Below are 24,475 nucleotides of genomic sequence, written 5' to 3' on the forward strand. Positions count from 1 at the left end.
TTTGAATTGTGATTGTTATTTTGTGCGTATAAAGTATCTCAACTTAAGATTGAACGATCTACTTGGTTTTTGCATTTCAAAATTGTCAAATCGTGTTGCATCGGTCAGGTTATTACATTCTATAGCGATGTTGTATTTACCAGAAGCTAGAGAGTAAATGATATTGACATCATGTGATACCTGTGTTGGGATTCTATATCTTTGAGATGGGGTGGCCAAACTTGGCCAATCTAAAAAGAACTCATGTATATACTGGAGGTTATAGCCTACCGTTAAAGTATTATTCTGTTTGCCTAAATGGTGAAAATAGTAGGCCGCGTCAGCATTACCATATAGATAGGGCATATTGGGCATTCTATCCTTGTAGATACTACTTTGTATGATTTGCGATGGTTCAACTTTAGTTGTGTTAATCAGGTTTTGGTAGGTCATGTTACCTCCGACTGAAAACTGGTTCTTGAAATAATATTTTAAATTAATATCAACGCTATTATTTTTTACACTTCTTAGATTGGCACTTTTAAGCTCTCTTTTATTATTGCTACTTAGTGGTCCTACATGCTGACGTATAAAATCTTTGGCGTTGCGGTATATGTAATTGGCATCTATAACAAGTTGATGGTTCTTCTGTAATTTTATAGCGTAGGATAAACCTAAATTGATATTGTCACTACTCTCAGGTCTTAGCGTAGGATTGCCGCTGATATTTATAGCGTCACCAAATAATTCGGTATTATCTGGAAGTCTGTACGCTTTCTCATAGGAAGCTTTTAGTTGAATGTCTGGATTCAAGAAATAGGAAGTTGCTAAACCATATCCGATTTTATTGATTGCTATTTCCACGTTCTCATATACTTCTTTCTCTAATTCATTGAAGTATTTTCCGTTTTGATTGTAGTTTTTTAGAAAAATATTGGTATCCCAACGATTACTCATCGAAGTTCTGTATCCGATTCCGGTAATGTTTTTAGTTGTCTTGCGAGGGAGCTTATTTACTTCTAAATCTGGATAGTAATGATCTTTTCCTTTTCTGTCAAATGTTGTCAGCAAATGATTGATCATAATGCTATTGTTATCGTTGAGAGCATAAGATATATTCGCAGAAAGGTTACCATTATTGTTTTTGTAGCGGTAATCTGTTAAGTCATTCTCTCCTCCAGGAGCATTTGGGTCTTTGGGGTTTTTGGGCGTGCTTTCTCCTGTCCAAGTGAATCTTCTTGGAACAGTGTCCAAGCTTCTTTCTTTACCAAAATTGTATCGAGCGTTTATGGTGACATCTAAACCTGCTATCAATAAATTTCTTTTGATGTATTTAAAAGTTGGCTGTACAATGTTTCCAAGGCTTTCTCGACCTCCATATACATCTTCCATATTATTACCCGTCTGGATTTCTTTCTTATTTTGACCGAGGGTAATACCAACAAGGAGCTGATCGGCGTGTTTTTTATTTGAAACGCCCATGTTATAAACGAAGGTTTCATTTCTGTACGCATCGTGGAAACGTTTTGTTCTTTCGGCAGGATAAAATTTTCCAGTGTCAAAATCGTATGATCTTACATTTACCAAGTAACTGTTGTCTGAATAATTTTGAAAAGCGGAAAGCATCATTGTAAAGCCATTGTCTGCAATGTATCCGGCATTTACTGAGGTTTTGTGGGTATTGAATGAGCCATATGAGTATGAAGCATCTAAGTATTTCCCTGGTTGATTTTTCGTGACAATGTTTACGGCACCACCTAATGCATCACCTCCTAACCATACGGGAACGACTCCTTTGTAGACTTCTACTCGTTCAGCAAAGTTGATAGGTATGTTGTTTAGCTGAAAGGATGATCCAAAATTATCCATTGGAATTCCATCAACAAATAATTTGACCTGGTTTCCTGAAAAGCCATTTAAGCTAAAATTCATATTTGATCCTACACCACCTGACTCTCGTAATCTGACGCCTGATACACGATTTAGCGCCTGACCAATATCCATTGTTGTATTGTACAATTTCTTCGCATCAATTGCTGTGACATTAAATGGTTGTTTTTGTATTTCTTTTGCTTCAGATCGCGCAACGATCTCTACTTCATCCATTGTTGTATGTTGTGACGCCAATTGTATAGGTAACAACTCGATTGTTTTTTGATTAATACGGAAGGTCTTGTCTTTAGCTTGGAATCCAACAGCTGATACACGTATAGTATAGTTGGAAAAAGCGATATTTTTTATTGAAAATAAACCATTCTTATCTGTCTGAGTTATTTGGCTTGTTCCGATAATTGTTATTGTTGCACCTTCAATGGGTATATTTGAAGTTGTACTTACTTTTCCATTTAATTCTCCTAACTGCTGCGCATTAGAAGTAAACGATATGATCAAGAATAGATTTAACCATATTATTTTTAATTTTAACATCCCTTATTTAGATTAATTATACATAGAGATGTTGCGTAACTCTAAATTTACCGAAGGTTAAATTTTAAAAAAGATTATGAGTTAGGCTATTTACTTATCTGATAGGTCATTAATCTGTTAATTTTTTGTTGGTATTTTTAATTCTCTTGGATTAAGCTAATCTGTAAAGTGTTTTTTTAATTAATGGAGAAGAATTAGGTGCTTGTAAAACCGAGAGGTTCATTCAAATTGTTATACTTGAATCTTGTAGGGTGTAGGTAAATTGTGCTATGAAGATAAAAATCAGTCTTATAGCTCTGAGGAAGTAATTGCACGACTGATTAAAGACATTTAGGGTTTTAATATATTGAATAGATTGTTATTTTATAATTTTACCATTTTGGTGACAATATTTATGCCTTCAATTTTTAAGCCTTTGGTAGTTGGTCCGGTAACTGTATTATAGTTATATATAATATCTTATTTTAAATTACCGGCTATTTATATGTAATATCCATATTACGGTTTGCAAACTGATTCTTTAATTTTCGTGTTTTCAGATCTACCGTTAATCTGGACAGTTTACAGCTTTTTCTCGATAGGACGAAGAAACAGTTTTAAAGTTTTATTTAGGTTTGAAATTACTTGAATTTCCTTTTCCAGATTGCTTTAACCCATTGCTGTGATTATAAGGTGATATCTGCCCGGAGGTATTTGATTTAGACGGGAAAAGCCATATTGATCTGTTATTTTTCCTGTTGTCGTATTTTTTAGACTGATACGTGCTTAAGGAATGGGACTGTAATCAAGGACATTGTATAGGCTACCGTGAATGATACTATATTGTTGAGTGTAAGTACCAAAAGAAGAAATAAGCAATATACATATTGATATCGCTTTTAGATTTGACATAAGATAATTAGATTAAATACGCATTAGCTATAACGTAACTCTAAATTTACCGACGAATAAAAATTAATTTAATTTGTCTATACGAACGATGAAATCTGTTTCTTTGTCTAGTTTTAGTCCCGTGCTGATTTCTTTAGTAAGGATATTGTATATCCATACTTGATGATTATCGTCTTTATCGTCGATGGTTATGTATGCTTTACCATTCTCAACAAGAACAGATTCTTTTCGTGTACCTTTGTCATAAGGTAGTTTCAGCTTTGTTGTGGTTTGTTTCAAAAGATCTACAACATAATATTCAAACTGATAGGTGGAATGATGATCACTGAAATCATTGTAAAGGTCTTTTCTCTCGCTACGGATAATAGCTTCATTGTTGCCTAAGTACCACATGCCATAGGCGTGATTTTGGGTAGCAGCAGTTAGATTGAAGAAATAGGTTGAATCTACTTTAGTTGTATCTTTTGGGATCCGAAAGATTGCAGTGGGTTTACTCAGGTTATTCCCTAAGGCAATTCCTGGACAACTCATAAAATAGAAATTCCCATTTTCATCGGCAAAACTATAGGATTGTACTGTATTAATACCTCCTGGATACGTTGATCTGTTATCTTTTTGTATAGCTCTTATTTGCAAATTCTCTGGATTTAGCGTTGCCATATACATGGTATCAATGGTCGTGAAATCGGTTTCATTGAATACTTTATTGTAGGTATACCCAATGATTAAGTTATTGTGATGTAATGTGCTGAAGCCTATGGATATTGTTGTAAAATTAGGTGGAGGTGATGGTAAAGGTATTTCTTCTTTTTGTAGGATTTCAAACCTTTTTACATCTATCTTATAATAGTGCAGTTTGCTATAGGTTTTATTATCAAGTGTAAAAATCAGTAAAGTATCTTTTCCTTGCCAATTTATATTTTCTATATGTTGGTCAGACATCGGGATTGCCGCGATTTCTGTCAATGCATTTTCTTTAATTTCAAATTTCCTGAATTTTTCACTTTTTATATGATAGAAAAAACCTTCATGTATGATTATGCTTCTATCAAAATACTGTGTTGGTACGTCGATACCATTTTTTAGGATATCCATCGTTCCCGAGTCAATGGAGTTAGTTGTTAAGATTGTATTACCTAAATCCTTATTCATGATATACAGACTGTATTTGTTGGTCGTGCTGTTGACTTGGTCTCGATTCGAACAACCAATAAAAAAAACTATTAATAAAAGAAGAGAAAATTTAGAAATAAGTTTTAATTGCATGAAAATTGGTGTTATTAAGGCTTATTATATTTTTTATATAATGTTAAACTGTAATTTAAGTTGATTCTGTATTGTTGGTGCTAAAAAAGTAAGCTCCGATTGAGAAAAAATAATTTGCTTTCCTGTATTTTTAGAGTTTAGAATGAAATAAGTTTCTCCATTTTTTAATTCTTTTTTCTGGCTAGTCCCGATAAGATTAAATTCAAAATCTTTCTTTGGAATGATGACCATTGTACCTATTGAAAAAAATTCCCCTGTTTCTAAATTAATCCTTGCTGTAGCATGCTTTGCTAAAATTAGTTCATAACTATTTTTTTTAAAATATTTTGAATTTGGACTTGTACTATTATCAAAGGTAGCATAACTAATTTCGTTGTCTATACTGCTTTTATATATAAAGAAGCCAAATATTATTAAGAGTGAAGCAGCTATAGAAATGTAACACAAGAGTTTTGTTCTCCTGGAATTTTTTATAATTGCTATAGGTTCATTTATATAAGGTACTATGTTTCCCCAGATTTGTGATTGTATGTGGGACTTGTCAATTTGGGAAATTGGCAGTGGCGTAAAGTCGAAAGTATCATCCATTAACCAATCTTCCACAAGATTTCTTTCTTCCGGAGTGCATTGGTTTAAATGATATTTTTCTATCAACTTATGATCAACTTGCATGGTAATGTATACTTCTTACAAAAATACAGGATTTCTTTTTTATTTAATTAATATAATCATTCAATTCGGTTTTTAACGTCTTTAAAGCTTTGGATATATGATATTCTACTGCTCTTTCTGAAATAAGAAGTTTATTGGCAATTTCTTTATTCGTTAAGCCTTGATCTCTACTCATTTGAAAAACATTCTTACATTGAGCAGGTAATTTGTTGACTAATGTCGAGATTTTTTGTGATAGCTCTTCGGCAATTAACGGATATTCCAAGTAGTAGTTCTGCGCATTATTGCTGAAATTTTCTAAATGCTGTTGACGAGTAACTTTGTTTCGAATATATTCAAATGTTTTTAGTTTAACAGCCCTTATCAAGTACCGCTCAACTTCTTTTAGACGAAGATCATCGCGACGTTCCCATAATGATTTAAAAACCTCTTGAACAATCTCTTTTGCTACTTCTTCATCTTGGATATTTTTTAGACAAAAAGCAAACATACCTTCCCAATACTGAAGGTATATTTGCTCAAAGTTTTCTTTATTAATGATAAAAATTTTTGTTTCCAAAATAAGAAGTGGCTACTTAATCTGTGCTTTAAGTAGCAAATATACTCTTATTTAGATTCGTTTTAAATAATTTTTAGATTTCTTTTATAAATTCAACCAGGGCTTTACCTGGATCAGTAGTCTTCATGAAGGTTTCTCCAATGAGAAAAGAGTGGTAGCCGGCTTTTTTTAAATCACGGATAGTAGCAGGGTCTGAAATTCCACTTTCGGATATTTTTATGTAAGAGTTTGGAATCTTATCGACTAAATCATAGGAATGACTTAGTGATACTGTGAAGTCTTTTAAATTCCGGTTATTAACACCGATGGCATCTATTGTTTCAAACAAATTACGATTTAACTCTTCTTCATTATGAACCTCCAGTAGCACATTTAAGCCAAGAGACTTTGCATAAAAGGAAAGCTCTTTAACTTTCTCAGTGGACAAACATGCTGCAATAAGTAGAATAATATCAGCACCATAGGCTTTTGCCTCTGCAATTTGATATTTATCTACAATAAATTCTTTACGAAGCAATGGTATGGTCAATACGGCACGAGCTGCTTTTAAATCGTCCAAACTACCTTGAAAAAAATCTGCATCTGTTAAGACAGATATTGCAGATGCTCCAGCGTCTTGATACCCTTTTACAACTTCGGAAACGCTATTTGTATCGTTGATAATACCCTTTGATGGTGAGGCTCTTTTGTATTCTGAAATAATTCCAGTTCTTCGCGAATCAAGTATTGATTCTTTTAAGGAGTAACACGTCCTGTTAAAAAGTGGATACTGGCTTAGTTCTTCAATTGAAATTTTTGCCTTAGCTTCTCTGACTTCGACGTGCTTCCTTTCAACTATTTTATCTAAAATTGTCATTTTTAATTTTTTAACCAATTTTCAATTATTTTTTTACCATTTTCAGTTAAGACTGATTCAGGATGAAATTGTAACCCTTTAACATCGAGTTTTTTATGAGATAGGGCCATAATGACACCATCTTCATCTGTAGCTGTTACCTTAAGTGTATCGGGAAGTGATGAAGGTTCTACTGCCCAAGAATGGTAGCGTGCAATTTTACTATGGTTGGTATAACCTTCGAACAATTTTTCAGATGGGTCTGTAATGATTAAATCTGTTGCAACACCGTGTAAAGGTCTAGGCATATTATAGAGTTTCCCGCCAAAAACTTCTGCGATGGCCTGTTGACCAAGACAGATTCCCAATATGCTTTTAGTTTCTGCGTACTTACGGATAACCTCTAATAATAAGCCAGCTTCTTCGGGAATGCCAGGACCTGGTGATAGTAAAATCTTGTTGAATTCCGCTACATCTTCTAAATTGAATTTATCATTTCTCCAAACCGTATACTCTTGATCACACTCTTGTAACAAATGAACTAAATTGTACGTAAATGAATCGTAGTTATCGATTACTAATATTTTATGATTGCTCATGGAAAATTTCTGTTTCTAAATTAAAGAAATGTTTGATAATAGTCTGGAATATATTTTCTACCAGTGTTGCTTCAATATGTAAGGAATTGGCCCACTCACTTCTCTGTTCGAACATATTGATTACTCTTTGATCCGCTTTAACTTCTTCTAATGAAGATTTATATTGAGCGGCTTGTTGCACATATTTTGCACGTTGTGCAATAAGTTCAATGATCCTATAATCGATACAATCTATTGAACTACGAACGTGTGATAGGTTATCACAATACTCTAAAGGTCTAATCATAACGTTTCTGCTAACTCTAAAGCTTTTCTCAAAGCGGCTATTTTATTATTTACTTCCTGCAATTCCATTTCAGGGTCTGAATCTAGCACGATTCCGCCACCAGCTTGATAATTTAGTAAGTTTTGCTTACTTAAAAAGGAACGAATCATAATGGCATGATTAAAGTCACCGTTGAAGCCCATATATCCGATTGCTCCACTGTAAAATGAACGTTGCTGACCTTCATATCTATCAATTAATGTTAGTGCCATATGTTTAGGTGCACCACTCAATGTTCCGGCTGGATAGGTGTCTCCAACAACATCAAATGGATTAACATCAGATTTTAATTTACCTGATACCTTCGATACCAAATGAATGACATGCGAGTAGTATTGAGCCTCTTTATAGGATTTTACTTCTACCTGATTACAATGTCTACTTAAATCGTTTCGTGCTAGATCTACTAACATAACATGCTCAGCAGATTCTTTAGGGTCGTTTTTAAGTTTTTCTGCTAGCTTAATATCTTCCTCCATATTGCCTGTACGTTTAAATGTCCCAGCGATAGGGTATATTGTTGCTTCTCCATTTTTAATGGTTAACTGTGCCTCAGGAGATGAACCAAATAGCTTGAAATTACCGTAATCAAAGTAGAACAAGTAGGGAGAAGGGTTGATCGATCGTAGTGCACGGTATACATTAAACTCATCACCTAGAAATGGCGTAGAAAAGGCACGTGAAGGCACAATTTGAAAGACATCGCCTCGCTGAATATGTTCTTTTACTTTTTTTACGAGTTCCCGATGTTCTTCATCCGTTCGATTGGAAGATTCCTCACCGGTTATGCGAAATGTATATTCTGGAAAGTTTTTATTTTGGATTAAATATTGAAGTTTTTCTAATTCTGATTCTTCGTCATTTAATAAGTGTTCAAATACATAGAGTTCGTTGCGGAAATGGTCAATCGCTATCACATATTTATACACATGATATTGCATATGCGGAATATCCAATTTTGGACTTGGGGCTGTGGTTAATTTGATGTCTTCGAAATGTTCGATTGCATCAAATGTGAAATAACCGAACAGACCATTAGAAATGATATTTCGTTCTGTAGTGTTGGTTACAGCAAATGCTTTTCTGAAGCTAGCAACCTCTTCCTTTAGATTGATCTCTTTCTTGCTCTTGATGGTGATTTTTTCGTTTGGATAGGCAATTTCTAATTGCGTTTTATCTAATTTTATATGTGCAATAGACTGACAACAGATGTAACTGATGTTATTATCCCTGCTATGATAGTCAGAGCTTTCTAGTAATATGCTATTTGGAAAGACATCACGTAATCTAAGATAGATGCTAACCGGAGTCGTCGTATCAGCAAGCAATTTTTTGAGATTTGTTTTAAACGTGTATTTCATTTTATTCTTTATTTTTAAACATAAAAAAACCCGACACTGAGTAGCATCGGGTTTGAACTTCCATAAATGGTTTTGGTTGATTATGAAATATTTTTGACAATACCAATTAGTCCCCGATGCTTATTGCTTCAGGCCACCACCAATTTGTATATGTTCTAATTGTCGTCATTGTATCACAAATTTATAAAAAAAAATGATTAAGCAAACTTTTTATGATAAAAAATCAATAAAATCTAAAATTTATTAGTCATTTAATAAATCGGGTCTTCTTTCAAGGGTGCGTTTTAGTTGTTGTTCATCTCTCCATTCCGCTATTTTAGCTTCGTGTCCACTGAGTAAGACGTCGGGTACTTTATGGCCTTTCCAATCCGCTGGGCGTGTATATATCGGTGCATCAAGTAGACCATCTTGAAAAGAATCTGATAATGCGGAGGTTTCGTCAGACAGAACTCCAGGGATTAACCGTATGATAGCATCTGTTAAAATTGCTGCAGGTAATTCTCCTCCTGACAGTACATAATCACCAACAGAAATTTCTTTTGTAACATAAATATCTCTTATGCGTTGGTCAATACCTTTGTAATGACCACAAAGAATCATCATATTCCCTTTTGTGGAAAGATTATTAGCAATCTCTTGATTGAGCGTCTCACCATCAGGGGACATAAAAATGACCTCATCATAAGTCCGCTCGGCTAGTAGTTTTTCTATGCAAGAAGCGAAGGGTTCGATTTGCATGACCATCCCTGAGCCTCCGCCATATGGATAGTCATCAACACTTTTCTGCTTATTTGTTGCATAATCACGTAAATTATGGACAACAATTTCTGCTAATCCTTTTTTTTGTGCCCGCTGTAAAATAGAATGAGCAAATGGGCTATCTAATAAGCTTGGAAGTACGGTAATAATATCAAATCGCATTCTGCAAAGATACATAAAATTGAAAATTCCCAATATTAATTTCTTTTCTATAAAACAGTTAGGTTTTTGATCAATTCATTAGCCTTTGATAAATGATTTGGGCATCATGTTTATGATAATCATCAACGCCTATGTATTTATAAGATTGATTCGCTTATCTTTGCGAAAAAAAGCGAATAAAAGTGATTAACGTAAATAATATTTCAGTTTCCTTTGGAGGAACAACTCTTTTTAGTGATGTTTCATTTTCAATTAATGAAAATGATAAAATCGCTCTAATGGGAAAGAACGGGGCAGGTAAATCAACATTGTTGAAAATTATTGCTGGTGCAGGAAAAGCCACTACAGGTCATGTCTCTGGACCAAAAGATGCTGTTATAGCCTACCTTCCGCAACATCTATTGACGCAAGATAATGTTACTGTTTTTGAAGAAACTTTAAAGGCATTTGAGGAGGTTTATCATATGCGTGATGAACTAGAACAGTTAAATGAACAGTTGAATGTCAGGACAGACTATGAAACGGATGATTACATGAAACTCATCGAACGGGTATCGGAATTAAGTGAAAAATTCTATTCTATAGAGGAAGTTAACTATGAAGCTGAGGTTGAAAAAGTATTAAAGGGTCTAGGTTTTGAGCGTAATGATTTTACACGTCAGACTTCCGAATTCTCTGGAGGATGGCGCATGCGTATTGAATTGGCAAAAATATTATTAAAAAAGCCTGATTTAATTTTATTGGATGAGCCAACTAACCACATGGATATTGAAAGTATTCAATGGTTAGAGGATTTTTTAATGAACTCAGCTAAAGCAGTGATTGTTATTTCACACGATAGAGCCTTTGTTGATAATATTACCAATCGGACGATAGAAGTAACGATGGGTCGTATTTACGACTATAAAGCTAAATACAGTCATTACCTAGAGCTTCGTAGAGATCGTCGCTTGCACCAGCTAAAAGCTTATGAAGAGCAGCAGCGATTTATTGCGGACAATCAAGAATTTATAGACCGTTTTAGGGGAACATATTCAAAAACACTACAGGTACAATCGCGTGTTAAGATGTTGGAAAAATTAGAAGTTATCGAAATTGATGAGGTTGATACATCAGCGTTGCGATTAAAATTTCCACCTTCTCCTCGCTCGGGTCAATATCCTGTGATGGTTGAGGAACTAACCAAGAAATATGGCGACCATGTTGTTTTTCAGAAAGCAGATATGGTCATTGAACGTGGTGAAAAGGTTGCTTTTGTTGGTAAAAATGGTGAAGGGAAGTCAACTATGATTAAAGCAATCATGGGAGAAATCGAGTATGAAGGGAGTTTGAAAATCGGTCATAATGCTAAGATTGGTTATTTCGCACAGAATCAGGCTGCGTTATTAGACGGTGAATTAACTGTTTTTGACACCATAGATCAAATTGCAGTTGGGGATGTCCGTGTGAAAATTAAGGACTTACTAGGTGCTTTTATGTTTAGTGGTGACGATACAACTAAAAAAGTGAAGGTCTTGTCAGGGGGAGAAAAAACACGTTTAGCCATGATAAAATTATTGTTGGAGCCTGTCAATGTTCTGATTCTCGATGAACCTACCAATCACTTGGACATGAAAACGAAGGACATTATAAAAGATGCTCTTCAAGATTTTGATGGGACATTGATTTTAGTATCCCATGATCGTGACTTCTTGGATGGTCTAGCGCACAAAGTATTTGAATTTGGAAATAAACGTGTTCGTGAGCATTTTACAGATATTAAAGGATTTCTTGAATATAAGAAAATGAATAGTTTGAAAGATATAGAAAAGTAACAATCAAAAAAAGCTCCTAAAATTGTTTAGGAGCTTTTTTTTTAATCGATGTCTGACTTTTTTCCTCCTCCAAAGAGTTTGGATACAATCCAAAGGATTAGACCCACTACAATGACGACTACGATAATGCCTGACCATACACCTGCTTTGAAAATGCCCTCAATTACCGAGCAGCTCGTTAAAGAAAGGCAAGTTAACAGGATAAATACTATTGGAAATATTCTCTTCATGATATATTGTGTTTTAATAAAGAACAAGCATTAGGTTCTAATGTTTGTTCTTTACATTCATTTTTTCTAGAAAGGTAAATCTTCTTCTATCGTATCTTCAGAATTAACAGTAGTGTTTCCTTTACTTGATTTAGACTTGCTCATCACAATAATGTTTTCAACTTTAATCTCAGTTAGTGTTCTCTTGCCGTTAATACTATCCTCAAATTCGCGGTAAGTTAGTTTTCCTTCTACTAATATCTGTGATCCCTTTTGGCAATGTTTCTCAATGATATTATTGAGGTTGCCCCATACAACTAGGGTGTGCCATTGGGTTTCGTCCACCCACTCTCCGGCTTTGTTCTTAAATAAATCTTTGGTTGCTAGTCTCAGCGTAGATACCTTGGTTCCGCTATTACTTGTTTTGATAATGGGATCCCCACCTAAATGACCAATTAACTGAACTTTGTTTCTTAATGTACTCATAACTTTAGCTTTAAATGATATAAAATTGTTTAACTTCAATAATTATGTTCTTCAACAACGTCGAATAACTGCTGTAAAAGTCAGAATTAGAATAAAATTTAGTCGGTTATTAAACGTTTATATTCGACTGTAAGCGTTTGTAAACGTTTGTTGTCGTTTATTTTTTTAAGCTTATGTTAGAAAATGTTTTAAAAATTTGTTTGGAATGCAATCAACCTATACGTGGAAGAGCTGATAAGCGGTTTTGCGATGATAATTGTCGGAATAGCTATAATAATCGACAGAACAGTGACCATACGAACCTAGTACGAAAAATCAACTACACACTACGTAAAAATAGACGTATCCTGCTAGAGCTTTTGGGGGAAGAGGGGATGTTAAAGGTTAATAGAGAAAAATTGCTACAACAGGGATTTGATATGAAGTATTATACAAATACTTTTATAAATGTAAAAGGGCAAACCTACTTTTTTGTTTATGAATATGGTTATTTGGTCATAGAAGGTAGTATGATTTTAATTGTTAAAAGAGAGCCAAAATAGAGAATAAAATTATGGGTTATCGCTATTTATGTTTCCATTAAGATTAATTCATGAGGTGAATTTTATCACATATCCACAATTTCTGAAACTATATGAGATGCTATGAGAACAGGATAATTATATATGATTGACTATGGGATTAATTTTTCATGAACTTTTTTGCCATAGTGGTCAGTGCCATAGAATAGGAGATATTCTACTTGAGTTCCTAATCCGGAAGTTCCCTCTTTCTGTTTGATGAATATCCTTTGAAGATTAAGCTTGTGCCCATTGACTACAGTTTCTACATAGGGCTTACCTGTTTTGTCAATTTTGAGGTATAGTGGTTGATTGGCATAAGACACAATTTTGATTTCAAAGGTATTGTTTTCCAATTCTTTTGATTTAATACCATATGCAAATTTTTGTTGGATACCTGTCAGGGGTCTAATTTCTCCATTTTTATCATATAAAATACGGTAGTTTTTAATCGGATTTTTATTGTCAAAATTTAATTTATCAATCATGTTAGCTTCATAAACATAAGTGTTATGACCTTCACTATGCTGAATATAGAAAAGAAATTTTGGATTGATTGCTGGTGTTGGATAACCTTCTTGTGCAAAGCTGCTTATTGCTGTGCAAAATAGCAAGTATATAGAGTTGATCAGATTCTTCATCTTATGGTTATTTTACTTCCGTAAAAATAACTATTCTTGACTTAGAATTAAGCGGTCACGTTCAATATATTAAAAAAGCAAGCCCGAAATAAAATACATCGGGCTTGCTATAATTTATAATACTAAATTTCTGAACTTATTCAGCTCTTAAGATTTTAGCAGCTTCAACCATTGCTTCTAAAGCAGCTTTAGTTTCAGGCCAAGCACGAGTTTTCAAACCACAGTCAGGGTTTACCCAAAGTTGTGCTGCAGGAACTACAGCTTTTGCTTTGCGTAATAATTCAACCATTTCTTCTGTACTAGGTACGCGAGGAGAGTGGATGTCATATACACCTGGACCTATATCGTTCGGATATTTAAAATCAGCAGCAAAAGCGTCTAATAACTCCATTTGAGAACGAGATGTTTCAATCGTGATTACGTCAGCATCCATTGCAGCGATATCTTCGATGATATCATTGAATTCAGAGTAACACATGTGTGTATGAATTTGTGTATCATCGTCTACATTTGAAGAAGATACACGGAATGAGCGGACTGCCCAATCCAAATATTGTTGTTGATCAGCTTTGCGTAATGGAAGGCCTTCGCGTATTGCTGGCTCATCAATCTGGATAATTTTGATACCTGCTTTTTCTAGAGCTTGTACTTCATCTAAGATCGCTAATGCAATTTGGTATGTTGTGGTAGAACGGGGTTGATCGTTACGTACGAATGACCATTGTAAGATTGTTACTGGACCAGTTAACATTCCTTTTACAGGACGGTTAGTTAAAGTCTGTGCATAGGCTGACCAACGAACAGTCATGTCTGCAGGACGGTATACATCGCCATAAATAACTGGAGGTTTAACACAACGTGAACCATATGATTGTACCCAACCATTTTTAGTGAATGCGTAACCAGCTAATTGCTCACCGAAATACTCAACCATATCATTACGCTCGAACTCACCGTGAACTAGAACGTCGATATCCAATTGCTCTTGAAGGCGGATTGTTCTTTCTGTTTCTTCGGCGATTTCTTTATCATACTGCTCTTGAGAAATTACACCTTTTTTCAAGTCTGCTCTCCATTTACGAACATCTTTCGTTTGTGGGAATGAACCGATAGTTGTTGTTGGGAATGCAGGAAGGTTAAATTTTTCTTGTTGTGCTTCTTTACGTGAAGTAAATGTAGAAGTACGTTTAGCATCATCATCAGTGATATTTGCAGTACGCTCTTTAACTTCTGGTTTATGAATCAAGGTAGAAGTACGACGATCTTCAGCAGCAGCTTTATTTGCTTCGAAACGCTCAGCAGTTTTTGAATCTACTTCGCCATCAGCTAAAATCGCTAAATCTTTTACCTCAGCTAATTTTTGTTTAGCAAATGCTAACCAATTTTTCACTTCTTTTGGTAGTGATTCTTCATTGTCTTCGTTATCCAAATCGAAAGGAACGTGTAGTAAAGAACTCGAAGGTCCAACTAATACACGGTCTTTACCTAAAGCATCAACAGCTTTTTTGATTTGTGCTAAAGATTTTTCATAATCATTTTTCCAAATGTTACGACCTTCAACAACACCTAATGAAAGTGTTAATGAGGCTGGAACTTTTGCTAATATGGTGTCGAGTTGGTTTTCACCTCTTACTAAGTCAACGTGAACAGCGTAAACAGGTAAGTTTAATGCAGTTTCTTCATTGTCACGTAAAGCCTCGAAATATGTTGTTACAATAATTTTGATGTCTTTAGCTGCAGCAGCTAATTTCGTGAATACACTTGTGTATAATGCACGTGTTGCATCATCAATATCTAATGCTAAAAATGGCTCGTCAATTTGTACATATTTTGCACCAGCGGCAGCCAATTTGCCTAGGATTTCTTCATAAACAGGAACTAACTTGTCGATTAAATCGATACGGTTGAAACCAGTTTCTTTTTCTTTACCTAATAATAAGTATGAGATTGGGCCGATTAAAACTGGTTTAGTTTCGATACCCAAAGATTTTGCTTCGTTATATTCGTTTAGGAACTTTTCTGAAGTTAATTTGAATTCTTGATTTTTCACGAATTCTGGAACGATGTAATGGTAGTTTGTATCAAACCATTTTGTCATTTCCATTGCCGTAACATCAACACCATCTTGTTGGAAGCCACGTGCCATTGCAAAGTAAAGATCTAAGTTGTAGCCATTATCTTTTGTATGTAAAAGAGATTGGTATTGTGCAGGAATTGCGCCTACCGTTAAAGTCAAATCTAAAACTTGGTCATAAAATGAAAAATCATTTGAAGGAATCAAATCGATGCCAGCATCTTTTTGAGTTTTCCAGTTGCCTTCACGGATTTTCAGTCCAGCCTGCAATAATTCTTGCGCGCTGATTTTTTTAGCCCAATATGCTTCATTGGCCTTTTTCAACTCGCGAAAGGCACCTACACGTGGGTAACCTAAGTTGTTCGTTAGTAACATAAATATGAGATTATTTTATTTGTTCAACCTTAACGAAGCAAGAAATTAGAAGAGTTTTGTATTTGAAATAAAAAACGATCAAAAATTCTTGAATCTATTTTACTAAATTTTTTGATTGCTTTTAGAGAGGAGGGCACAGGATATTTTGTGTCTAGCTTATCATTCCCAATTTGATTGGGTAGAATGTAGCACCTTGTCAAATGACAGGTTGCTAAGGCTTCATTGGGTCTATTCCCTCTGCCTTTCTCTATAAGTGCTGTAAATATCGGAATTTCTTTTAGAAAAACAAAGTTTTTATAACTTTTGTGAAAAAATGACAAAGAATCGTGTATTATAATTGAAATGTAGCAACCATTCCGAGTTGTTTGCCATTGTAAAATGGAGAGGCCATCGTGAATGGAGTTGTTTTTTTTGATTGTAAATGTTTATCGAAGAGGGGTAGCAGCCAATATGCAATTTTGGTTCCCATGATTCCGATACCTGCGCCCATTGCTACATCAGAAAACCAATGTTTATGGTTATACATTCTGAGGTATCCTGTTCCTGCAGCAATTGTGTAACCTGCAATTCCATACCAAACAGATTGATCTTTATATTCTTGCCACAACATCTCTGCTCCTGTAAAGGCGATTGCAGTGTGTCCTGATGGGAATGACTCTTGGTCTGCTTGGTCTGGCCTCCAAGTAGGGGTGGTATGCTTAATTGTATATACAGTTGAGAGGGTGATAGCGTGAGAGATTGTGCTAATTGCCAAACGTTCTTTGAGACTGTGTTTACTGGGTATCCCGAGTATATCAAGACCATATACAGCTGCCGAAGGAATAAAAAGTGTGAGATTATCGAGCTTGAATGTTTTCGACGGATTGTTATTTATTGCATTGTTTATTTGTTCATTTTTATGTTTTAGGTAAGGGCTTTTTAAGGATACTATTCCATACGTTATTAATGTGGCTGGGACAAGTAATTGCTTGTATGATATCTGTTTGACTTCGGCTTTAGAATTAATAAGTGATAACGAGTCACTTTGGGCATGGAGAGATGTTGAATAGAAGGATAGTAAGAGGCTTAAAAATAATAGGGATGAAATTTTCATTGTTGTACTTAAATAATAATTTTACTTGGCATAAAGTGAGCGCGTATTTATAGCGGTTTTCTAACTTAGATAGCTCATCGATATGAATGCAAGAAGTTCTCTGTATCCCATCAACGATTATGACGCCTTTTTATTGAGGAAAGCTTCAATTTAAAGAGACGCTATATACCTCTCTTTAAATTGAAGCTTTTTTTAGCTTACTAATAATTTATAACCTTTTCCATGCACATTGACAATTTCTACTTTAGGGTCATCTCTTAAATATTTTCTTAGTTTACTTAAGAAAACATCCATACTTCTGCCCGTGAAGTAATTATCATCGTGCCAAATTTTTAATAGGGCTTCTTCTCGTGTTAGTACATCATTTTTCTTTAGACATAGCAGTCGAAGTAGCTCTGCTTCTTTTGTAGATAGTTTTTGCTGTAGTCCCTTGTGTGCAATTTGTTGACTTGTATAATCGAAGAAATACTCTCCGATTTCAAACTTATCACTAATAACTTGTTCATCTTTTTCCCTTACTACTCGTTTAAGTAATGCATGGATGCGAAGAAGCAATTCTTCTACACGGAATGGTTTCGTGATATAATCATCTCCACCGAGCTCAAATGCTTCCGTTTTATCTTCCATCATACCTTTTGCTGTCGCAAATATGATAGGGGTCGTGTTGTTTATTTTTCTTATTTCTCTACCAACTGTGAAGCCATCTTTTTTTGGCATCATGACATCTAGAATGCAAAGATCAAAAGTGTTTTTACGAAATTGATTAACTGCATCTTCTCCGTCCGTGCAAAGTGTGACGTCAAATTTACCTTTCAGTTCTAGGTAATCTTTTAACAAATCCCCTAAGTTTGGGTCGTCTTCTGCTAATAATATCTTCTGCATATTCTTATAGTTTTGTTCGAATATTGATGATAATATACGAAATTAATATCGGTTTAATTTTTTATGGGTAATGTTATTTCAAACTGAGTCCATTTGTCTTTCTCGCTTTTAACTTGAATTTTACCGTTCATTCTTTTGATTATATCATAAACGTAGGAAAGCCCTAAGCCAAATCCTTTTACATTATGTATATTTCCTGTTGGGATTCGATAGAATTGATCAAATATTTTTATTAAATGGTCTTTTGCCATTCCTATTCCATTATCAATAATAGTAATTTGGATACTGTCCTTTGTGTTTTTTGTTTTTACTGTGATTTGAGGATTATCTTTGCTGTATTTTATGGCATTATCAATCAAATTGAAAAAGACATTAGAAAGATGTAGCTCATCGCCAATAATTGTATCATGCTTTGCTTCTAAGTGATGCTCAAAATGGCCTCCTACTTTTTGTAATTGTAATTGCATGCTGTCAAGTACTGCGAACAAAAGATCATTGATGCGAATAGTTGTTTTTTCTAGTTTTAATGTTTCCTTTTCAAGACGGGCTATGTCAAGAACGCGTTCAATATGATTACCTAAGCGCACATTTTCATCATAGATGATATTCGCAAGTCGTTTCACACGACGTTCATCCGAAATAATTTCTGGGTCACGTAGTGATTCACTTGCAATCATTATGGTTGCAACAGGGGTTTTAAATTCATGAGTCATATTGTTGATGAAATCTGTTTTCATCTCTGACACTTTTTTTTGCTTAAAAATAATTAATAGCGTATAGGCAAAACATCCGATGAGCAGAAATAGCAAGGCTAATGTTGGTAAAAGGAGATAACTCATGTTGTCAACTATAATTGTGCTTTTTCGAGGGAAATAGACGCTCAATCTTCCTGGGGGGGAGCCAATATCACCTTTAAATAGTGCCGTTGAATAACGTGTGATTTTGTTTGGCTTGATGATATTGTCTATTGTCTGTACACTGAATACGATGTTGCTACTGTCTCTAACCTCAATATTAAAAGGATATTTAATATCGCGTTCAGCCAACTCTTCTTTTAATAAATTCTGGATAAGACTAATGTTGAGTCGATCTCTAAAAGGGCGTTTTGACAATTCCATTCCAATCGCTACATCTTCGATTAACCCGGATCTTTTACCACCTATGGCAGCAATCGTATCAAATACATTTTTCCCAGGGCCAATCAAATTTTGACCGCTCATACTTTCCAGTTTATTTTCGAGCTCGATTATTTTATAGCCAATTTTTTTATTGATCTTAGGGGGTAAAGTTGCTATTTTATATTCTACTGCTTGTTTTAAAACGGGGTCGATTGTGGGTATGACAAATCGAGAACTGTCATCCTTTGCATTTACCTTTGGTAGAAATTTTGTAGCACCAATCTCAACATATTCATTAACGACATGGTCTGGGCTATTGTATTTAATAACATCAATGCTTAGTAAATTTTCTTTGTTCTTTTTATTAATATAAGTTTCGAAAAACCAGTTCTCAATCGATATTACACTTGGGAAAGTTTCTTTTAATTGGTCTTCTGCTTCCTTAAATTTTTCTTTTATTGCGTATTGTTCCGCTCTTAGGGCCTCTAAATCTCTTTGCAATTTAAGCTGTTCTGCAAGATGTCTTTGTTTTTCTTGCTCGAATTGATATTTTTTTATATTGTTCTGCTGTTGAACTTTAGCAAAGTCAATCACTTCGCGTCTTTCTATTTTGCCAGCGACGGCTGTGAGTGATGCATTTACCGATTCATCGAAAAGTTGGGATTTTTGACGATATGATTCTCTGATAAAATAGAATTGCATAGCTGCCACTCCCAATAAGGCGAGGGTCATTAGACTAATAATCAAAACTATGCTTCTTTTTCTCATTTGTTACAAATATATGAATGCTTTACTTGATTTAATTGCTTTTAACAATGTTTAACAAGCTGATTGTTTTTCTTTAAGGCTATTAATAGGTATATTAGATTATGTGTTTTTTAAATAGTGAAGATATGAAAAAGTTATTGACCTGTATGTGTTTTTGTACTTCGTTTTTTTTGCTGCATGCACAACAAAAAAGTATAGCTAAAGATACGTTGAAAATTAAATCGAAAGTCGAAACTCATTCTTATCTTTCGAGAACACCTGTGTTAAAAATTCCGGCCGACTCCAACATTCACTATCATATATTACATAAGAAAACAAAACAACTTCGTACCATTGAAATCCCTAATAGTCATGAAGATTTTATTATGCCAGAAGGGGGATACATGCGTAAATTGAATCAAGATTCAACAAGCAATCGTGTTATAAATAAGGCTTTGCGAGATAGTGCATTTCATCGTATTGACAGCCCCTTGAGGCGAGGTGCTGATCGACAGTTGAAATAGTTTCTTATGTTTTTGAATACAATTTTCGTGCTTTAATGAAGATGGATTTTACTTTTCAATGGGGCGGTGAAAATGTTTACCCAAATGGTTGTAGCGTTTTGTGTGATGGTAAGTTTTAAAATAGGAGATGTATTTAGAAGTAGGATGTGACCCCCAAGATAAAGAGTTGCTATAAAGAAAAAGCGCTCACTAATTATTTTAGTAAGCGCTTTTGATATTTATTGATTGATGTCTACAATTGAGACACGCGAATGGTATTTGTTTTTCCTTTTTCGATCAATGGAGTCGATGCGGTGTTAATAATAATAGAACCTGGCGCGATGTAGTTGTTCTTAACGATAAATTTGTTCACATCATGAATCGAACCATCAGTGCTATCAAATTTGTCGTAGATAAAGGTTTTAACACCCCACAGTAAGCTCAATTGACGTAGCAATGTCTTTGTACCCGTAAAGACCATGATGTCTGCATTCGGTCTGTAACTAGCGATCTCGAATGCGGTAGCACCCGAAGATGTTAATACGGCAATAGCTGCAGCATCTGTTTTCTTAGCTAAATATACTGATGAGGCACAGATTGCATCAGGAATTTTGGTTCCATCGCTAATTTCACTAACTTTCTCATTATAATATGGGTAAGACGTTTGTTCCACGTGGATAATGATTTTGCTCATCGTTTCGATAACAATCTCAGGGAATTCACCTACAGAAGTTTCGCCACTTAACATTACAGCATCAGCTCCATCAATAACAGAGTTTGCAACATCGTTTACCTCTGCACGTGTAGCGCGAGGAGTTGTAATCATGCTTTCCAACATTTGGGTTGCGATGATAACAGGTTTTGATAAATCACGACATTTCTGAACGATTATCTTTTGTAATCCCGGTACTTCTTCCATTGGCATTTCAACACCAAGGTCACCACGTGCGACCATGATTGCATCCGTTGCTTCGATAATGGCATCAATATTTTCTATAGCCTCAGGTTTTTCGATTTTCGCGATTACCTGTGCATGACTTCCTTTTTCAGCAATGATTTTTTTACATTGATAGATGTCTTCGGCTGAGCGGACAAATGACATAGCAATCCAATCTGCCCCATGGTCAAGGGCAAAATTTAAGTTATCTAAATCTTCTTCTGTTAAGGAAGGAATCGAAACTTTAGTGTTGGGTAAGTTGACACCCTTGCGAGAAGTTAATACACCACCGTGTACAACTTCACATTTTACCGTATCTTTATGGTTCGTGCTTAAAACACGCAATTGCAATTTACCGTCATCTAATAAGATGATTTCATTTTCTGAAACATCGTTAGGGAAGTTTTCGTAAGTAATGTAGATTTTTTCTTCATCACCTATTAACTCGTGAGTGGTGATCTCAACTTTGGAACCATTTACTAAAATAGCACCACCTTCTTTCATTTTTCCAATGCGAATTTTAGGACCTTGAAGATCGGCTAAGATAGCAACATTGTAATTAGTTTCTTCATTGATCGCATTGATGGTTTGGATAACTTTCAAGTGATCTTCTTGACTACCGTGAGAAAAGTTTAAACGACAAACGTCTACACCTTTGGCAATCATATTTGTTAACACTTGTTTATCTGCAGATGCTGGACCTAACGTTGCAACAATTTTAGTCCTTTTTTGAACTTTTTCCATTCTAATTTTTTTATACTATGTACTTTATATTGTATAACTCAATAATATATGGAGTTATATAACTCGTTTTCATTGACGAGGAAAAATTTAGATTTAAAGCGTGTATCTTGTACACTATTAAATAGTTTGCTAAAATATCAGATTTTCTTTAGATTTCAATATTTTTGGCGATATTTCTTTTACAAACACCACTTCAGGTATTTTGTTTATATTTTTTATAATTCGATCTAGGTCATCTTCATCGATATAATTTTTTATGATTATAAAATAATCAAAATTGGGATGTTCAGGTATTAGAAGACTTCCCTCAATACTTTTGTTGTTGATTAAATAGAATTCCGTTTGAAATTTGGTGTTGATATACCAAAAGGTCGTGAAGTGCTGCGTTGTCTTCTTGCTGGAGTCAAAAATAGTATGATATTCTAATTCTTCCTCCGGTTTTTGCTTTATTTTTTGATTATGATCATATTTATCCTCCTTCCCCCTGACGAAATTCAGTAGGGTCATTTTATTAATAAAGTGACAGAGGCGATAATCTTTCAAAGGACATGAAATAGCAATGAGCACGAAGTCTAATTCTGCATCAAATTCTAGGTCCCATTTTAGTATCGTTTTGTTATTCAAAGTGAAAATCTATGCTTGAGTTCTTGACGAAAATACGAAAAATTGATGCAATTGCTGTGAATTTAATGTAAAATTTGAATTAATTGCCTTCATGTTTGTACATATTAGGAATTATTGTTATACTTGAAGAAGGTTAGTTTATAGCGAGTTAAGGGTGTGGCTATACCGAGATGGAAAATAATTTGACAATCTAAAAATCAAATGGATTTTTATATTTGATGAAAATTAATTTTCTTTGCACAGATTTATTAAACAATTAAACTATAAAATCATGTCAGATATCGCTTCAAGAGTAAAGGCAATTATCGTTGAAAAATTAGGTGTAGACGAAAACGAGGTAACACCAGAAGCTTCTTTCACTAATGATTTAGGTGCAGATTCACTTGATACTGTAGAGTTAATCATGGAATTTGAGAAAGAATTCAACGTTGCTATACCTGATGACCAAGCTGAGACTATTGGTACAGTGGGACAAGCAATCACTTATTTGGAAAAAAACGTTAACTAACTAATTAATTGGGCCAAATCGTATAAATGGAGCTTAAAAGAGTAGTAGTAACAGGATTAGGCGCACTTACACCAATTGGTAATACTGTTTCAGAATATTGGAATAGTTTACTAAATGGTGTAAGCGGTGCTGCTCCCATTACGCATTTTGATGCGTCAAAATTTAAAACCCAATTCGCTTGTGAAGTGAAGGGGTTTGATCCGCATGAATTTATGGATCGCAAGGAAGCTCGCAAAGTAGATCCTTTTGTACAGTATGCTATTGCATCATCTGATGAAGCAATTAAGGATGCTGGTTTAATTTTTGAAAATTTAGATACAAATCGTATCGGGGTAATTTGGGGATCAGGAATTGGGGGATTAACTACTTTTACAGATGAAGTAGTGAATTTCGCAAAAGGAGATGGAACACCACGTTTCAATCCTTTCTTCATTCCTAAAATGCTTGTCGATATTGCGCCGGGACATATTTCAATGCGTCACGGTCTTCGTGGACCTAACTTTTCTGCTGTTTCAGCATGTGCTTCTGCAACTAATGCAATGATTGATGCTTTCAACTATATCCGTATGGGAAAAGCTGATATAATCGTTACAGGTGGCTCAGAGGCGACAATTAATGAAGCCGGAATTGGTGGATTTAATGCCATGCATGCGCTGTCAACAAGAAATGATGATCCTAAAACAGCTTCACGACCTTTTGATAAAGATCGTGATGGTTTTGTTTCTGGAGAGGGTTCTGGAGCTATAATATTAGAAAGTTTAGAACATGCCTTAGCGCGTGGTGCTAAAATTTATGCTGAAATCGGTGGGGGTGGTATGAGCGCAGATGCTCATCATATCACAGCTTCACATCCTGAAGGATTGGGAGCGAAACTTGCTATGACAATGGCAGTCAATGATGCTGAATTAAATTTCACAGATATTGACTACATCAATGTTCATGGAACCTCGACACCGGTAGGTGATATTAGCGAAACGAAAGCAATCGTGGATTTGTTTGGTGAACATGCTTATAAATTGAACATTAGTTCGACGAAATCGATGACTGGACACCTTTTAGGTGCTGCCGGTGCTATTGAGACTATTGCTTCTATTTTAGCTGTTCAAAATGATATAGTACCGCCTACTATTAATCATTTTACAGATGATCCACAATTGGACAATAAGTTGAATTTCACATTTAATAAAGCTGAAAAGCGTATTGTAAATGCTGCGATGAGTAATACTTTTGGCTTTGGTGGACATAACGCTACGATTGTGGTGAAAAAGTACAAAGCGTAAGAGTTACTTATTAAAAGTTATTAAAAATAATTGGGATACAACAGG

The 24,475-nt window shown here is 34.8% G+C and carries 23 protein-coding genes and 1 riboswitch; of the genes, 5 read left to right on the top strand and 18 right to left on the bottom strand.

Translation table 11 applies throughout. The features are described from left to right. Positions 1 to 15: 15 nt before the first annotated feature. The 9 genes from KO02_RS02080 to trmD form a co-directional block, all read right to left on the bottom strand. On the bottom strand, positions 16 to 2,406 hold the full coding sequence (locus KO02_RS02080) for a TonB-dependent receptor (RefSeq protein WP_038695411.1): 2,391 nt from the start codon (positions 2,404 to 2,406) through the stop codon (positions 16 to 18). 954 nt (positions 2,407 to 3,360) lie between these two features. Then, positions 3,361 to 4,563 (bottom strand): DUF4374 domain-containing protein, encoded by a 1,203-nt coding sequence (locus KO02_RS02085; protein ID WP_038695413.1) that lies wholly within the window; start codon positions 4,561 to 4,563, stop codon positions 3,361 to 3,363. A gap of 33 nt (positions 4,564 to 4,596) precedes the next feature. Beyond that, positions 4,597 to 5,235, bottom strand: a complete 639-nt coding sequence (locus KO02_RS02090) for a hypothetical protein (protein ID WP_038695416.1) — start codon at positions 5,233 to 5,235, stop codon at positions 4,597 to 4,599. 43 nt (positions 5,236 to 5,278) lie between these two features. Then, a complete protein-coding gene (locus KO02_RS02095) occupies positions 5,279 to 5,794 on the bottom strand; it encodes an RNA polymerase sigma-70 factor (RefSeq protein ID WP_235212329.1) in 516 nt (171 codons plus the stop codon). A 73-nt stretch (positions 5,795 to 5,867) separates the two neighbouring features. After that, entirely contained in the window at positions 5,868 to 6,650 is a 783-nt protein-coding gene (trpC, locus tag KO02_RS02100; protein WP_038695420.1) for an indole-3-glycerol phosphate synthase TrpC, read from the bottom strand. Positions 6,651 to 6,652: 2 nt separating this feature from the next. After that, positions 6,653 to 7,228, bottom strand: coding sequence for an anthranilate synthase component II (locus KO02_RS02105; protein WP_038695422.1), 576 nt, complete (start codon positions 7,226 to 7,228; stop codon positions 6,653 to 6,655). After that, the gene (locus tag KO02_RS02110) at positions 7,215 to 7,514 is read right to left on the bottom strand and encodes a chorismate mutase (RefSeq protein ID WP_038695424.1); all 300 of its coding nucleotides are present in this window, start codon (positions 7,512 to 7,514) and stop codon (positions 7,215 to 7,217) included. The genes KO02_RS02105 and KO02_RS02110 overlap by 14 nt, the downstream gene beginning before the upstream one ends. Next, the gene (locus KO02_RS02115) at positions 7,511 to 8,914 is read right to left on the bottom strand and encodes an anthranilate synthase component I family protein (RefSeq protein ID WP_038695426.1); all 1,404 of its coding nucleotides are present in this window, start codon (positions 8,912 to 8,914) and stop codon (positions 7,511 to 7,513) included. The genes KO02_RS02110 and KO02_RS02115 overlap by 4 nt, the downstream gene beginning before the upstream one ends. A gap of 243 nt (positions 8,915 to 9,157) precedes the next feature. Beyond that, the gene (trmD, locus tag KO02_RS02120) at positions 9,158 to 9,835 is read right to left on the bottom strand and encodes a tRNA (guanosine(37)-N1)-methyltransferase TrmD (RefSeq protein ID WP_038695428.1); all 678 of its coding nucleotides are present in this window, start codon (positions 9,833 to 9,835) and stop codon (positions 9,158 to 9,160) included. A gap of 182 nt (positions 9,836 to 10,017) precedes the next feature. Here trmD and KO02_RS02125 point away from each other — a divergent pair, with 182 nt between their 5' ends. Next, a complete protein-coding gene (locus KO02_RS02125; RefSeq protein ID WP_038695430.1) occupies positions 10,018 to 11,649 on the top strand; it encodes an ABC-F family ATP-binding cassette domain-containing protein in 1,632 nt (543 codons plus the stop codon). Positions 11,650 to 11,690: 41 nt separating this feature from the next. Here the strand turns inward: KO02_RS02125 and KO02_RS23155 are convergent, their stop codons facing one another. After that, positions 11,691 to 11,879: a hypothetical protein gene (locus KO02_RS23155; RefSeq protein WP_081918288.1), complete on the bottom strand. Its 189-nt coding sequence runs from the start codon at positions 11,877 to 11,879 to the stop codon at positions 11,691 to 11,693. Positions 11,880 to 11,945: 66 nt separating this feature from the next. Continuing rightward, on the bottom strand, positions 11,946 to 12,344 hold the full coding sequence (locus KO02_RS02135) for a single-stranded DNA-binding protein (protein WP_038695434.1): 399 nt from the start codon (positions 12,342 to 12,344) through the stop codon (positions 11,946 to 11,948). Positions 12,345 to 12,517: 173 nt separating this feature from the next. On the opposite strand from KO02_RS02135, the gene KO02_RS02140 reads away from it, so the two are divergent. After that, on the top strand, positions 12,518 to 12,886 hold the full coding sequence (locus tag KO02_RS02140; protein WP_038695436.1) for a hypothetical protein: 369 nt from the start codon (positions 12,518 to 12,520) through the stop codon (positions 12,884 to 12,886). Positions 12,887 to 13,017: 131 nt separating this feature from the next. On the opposite strand, the gene KO02_RS02145 is transcribed toward KO02_RS02140, so the two are convergent. From KO02_RS02145 to KO02_RS02165, 5 genes are all read right to left on the bottom strand, one after another. Continuing rightward, entirely contained in the window at positions 13,018 to 13,545 is a 528-nt protein-coding gene (locus KO02_RS02145) for a DUF4833 domain-containing protein (RefSeq protein ID WP_038695438.1), read from the bottom strand. Positions 13,546 to 13,681: 136 nt separating this feature from the next. Next, on the bottom strand, positions 13,682 to 15,994 hold the full coding sequence (gene metE, locus KO02_RS02150) for a 5-methyltetrahydropteroyltriglutamate--homocysteine S-methyltransferase (protein ID WP_038695440.1): 2,313 nt from the start codon (positions 15,992 to 15,994) through the stop codon (positions 13,682 to 13,684). Between the two features lie 153 nt (positions 15,995 to 16,147). Then, a riboswitch (SAM riboswitch) is annotated at positions 16,148 to 16,250 on the bottom strand. 75 nt (positions 16,251 to 16,325) lie between these two features. After that, on the bottom strand, positions 16,326 to 17,087 hold the full coding sequence (locus KO02_RS02155; RefSeq protein WP_038695442.1) for a phosphatase PAP2 family protein: 762 nt from the start codon (positions 17,085 to 17,087) through the stop codon (positions 16,326 to 16,328). 192 nt (positions 17,088 to 17,279) lie between these two features. Beyond that, positions 17,280 to 17,969: a response regulator transcription factor gene (locus KO02_RS02160; RefSeq protein ID WP_038695444.1), complete on the bottom strand. Its 690-nt coding sequence runs from the start codon at positions 17,967 to 17,969 to the stop codon at positions 17,280 to 17,282. 53 nt (positions 17,970 to 18,022) lie between these two features. After that, positions 18,023 to 19,855 carry a sensor histidine kinase gene (locus tag KO02_RS02165; RefSeq protein WP_038695446.1) on the bottom strand — a complete coding sequence of 611 codons (1,833 nt, stop codon included), beginning with the start codon at positions 19,853 to 19,855 and terminating at the stop codon, positions 18,023 to 18,025. Positions 19,856 to 19,980: 125 nt separating this feature from the next. On the opposite strand from KO02_RS02165, the gene KO02_RS02170 reads away from it, so the two are divergent. Then, positions 19,981 to 20,358, top strand: a complete 378-nt coding sequence (locus tag KO02_RS02170; RefSeq protein ID WP_144243247.1) for a hypothetical protein — start codon at positions 19,981 to 19,983, stop codon at positions 20,356 to 20,358. Positions 20,359 to 20,590: 232 nt separating this feature from the next. Here KO02_RS02170 and pyk read toward each other — a convergent pair whose 3' ends face one another. Both pyk and KO02_RS02180 read right to left on the bottom strand, forming a co-directional pair. Further along, the gene (gene pyk, locus KO02_RS02175; protein WP_038695450.1) at positions 20,591 to 22,018 is read right to left on the bottom strand and encodes a pyruvate kinase; all 1,428 of its coding nucleotides are present in this window, start codon (positions 22,016 to 22,018) and stop codon (positions 20,591 to 20,593) included. Between the two features lie 129 nt (positions 22,019 to 22,147). Next, positions 22,148 to 22,642: an IPExxxVDY family protein gene (locus tag KO02_RS02180; RefSeq protein WP_038695452.1), complete on the bottom strand. Its 495-nt coding sequence runs from the start codon at positions 22,640 to 22,642 to the stop codon at positions 22,148 to 22,150. 271 nt (positions 22,643 to 22,913) lie between these two features. Between KO02_RS02180 and KO02_RS02185 the strand changes: the two genes are divergently transcribed. Together KO02_RS02185 and fabF are read left to right on the top strand one after the other, a co-directional pair. Next, the gene (locus KO02_RS02185; RefSeq protein WP_021192392.1) at positions 22,914 to 23,150 is read left to right on the top strand and encodes an acyl carrier protein; all 237 of its coding nucleotides are present in this window, start codon (positions 22,914 to 22,916) and stop codon (positions 23,148 to 23,150) included. A gap of 26 nt (positions 23,151 to 23,176) precedes the next feature. Next, a complete protein-coding gene (fabF, locus tag KO02_RS02190; protein ID WP_038695455.1) occupies positions 23,177 to 24,430 on the top strand; it encodes a beta-ketoacyl-ACP synthase II in 1,254 nt (417 codons plus the stop codon). Positions 24,431 to 24,475: the final 45 nt, after the last annotated feature.

Source organism: Sphingobacterium sp. ML3W (genome assembly GCF_000747525.1).
In the GTDB taxonomy this organism is placed as follows: domain Bacteria; phylum Bacteroidota; class Bacteroidia; order Sphingobacteriales; family Sphingobacteriaceae; genus Sphingobacterium.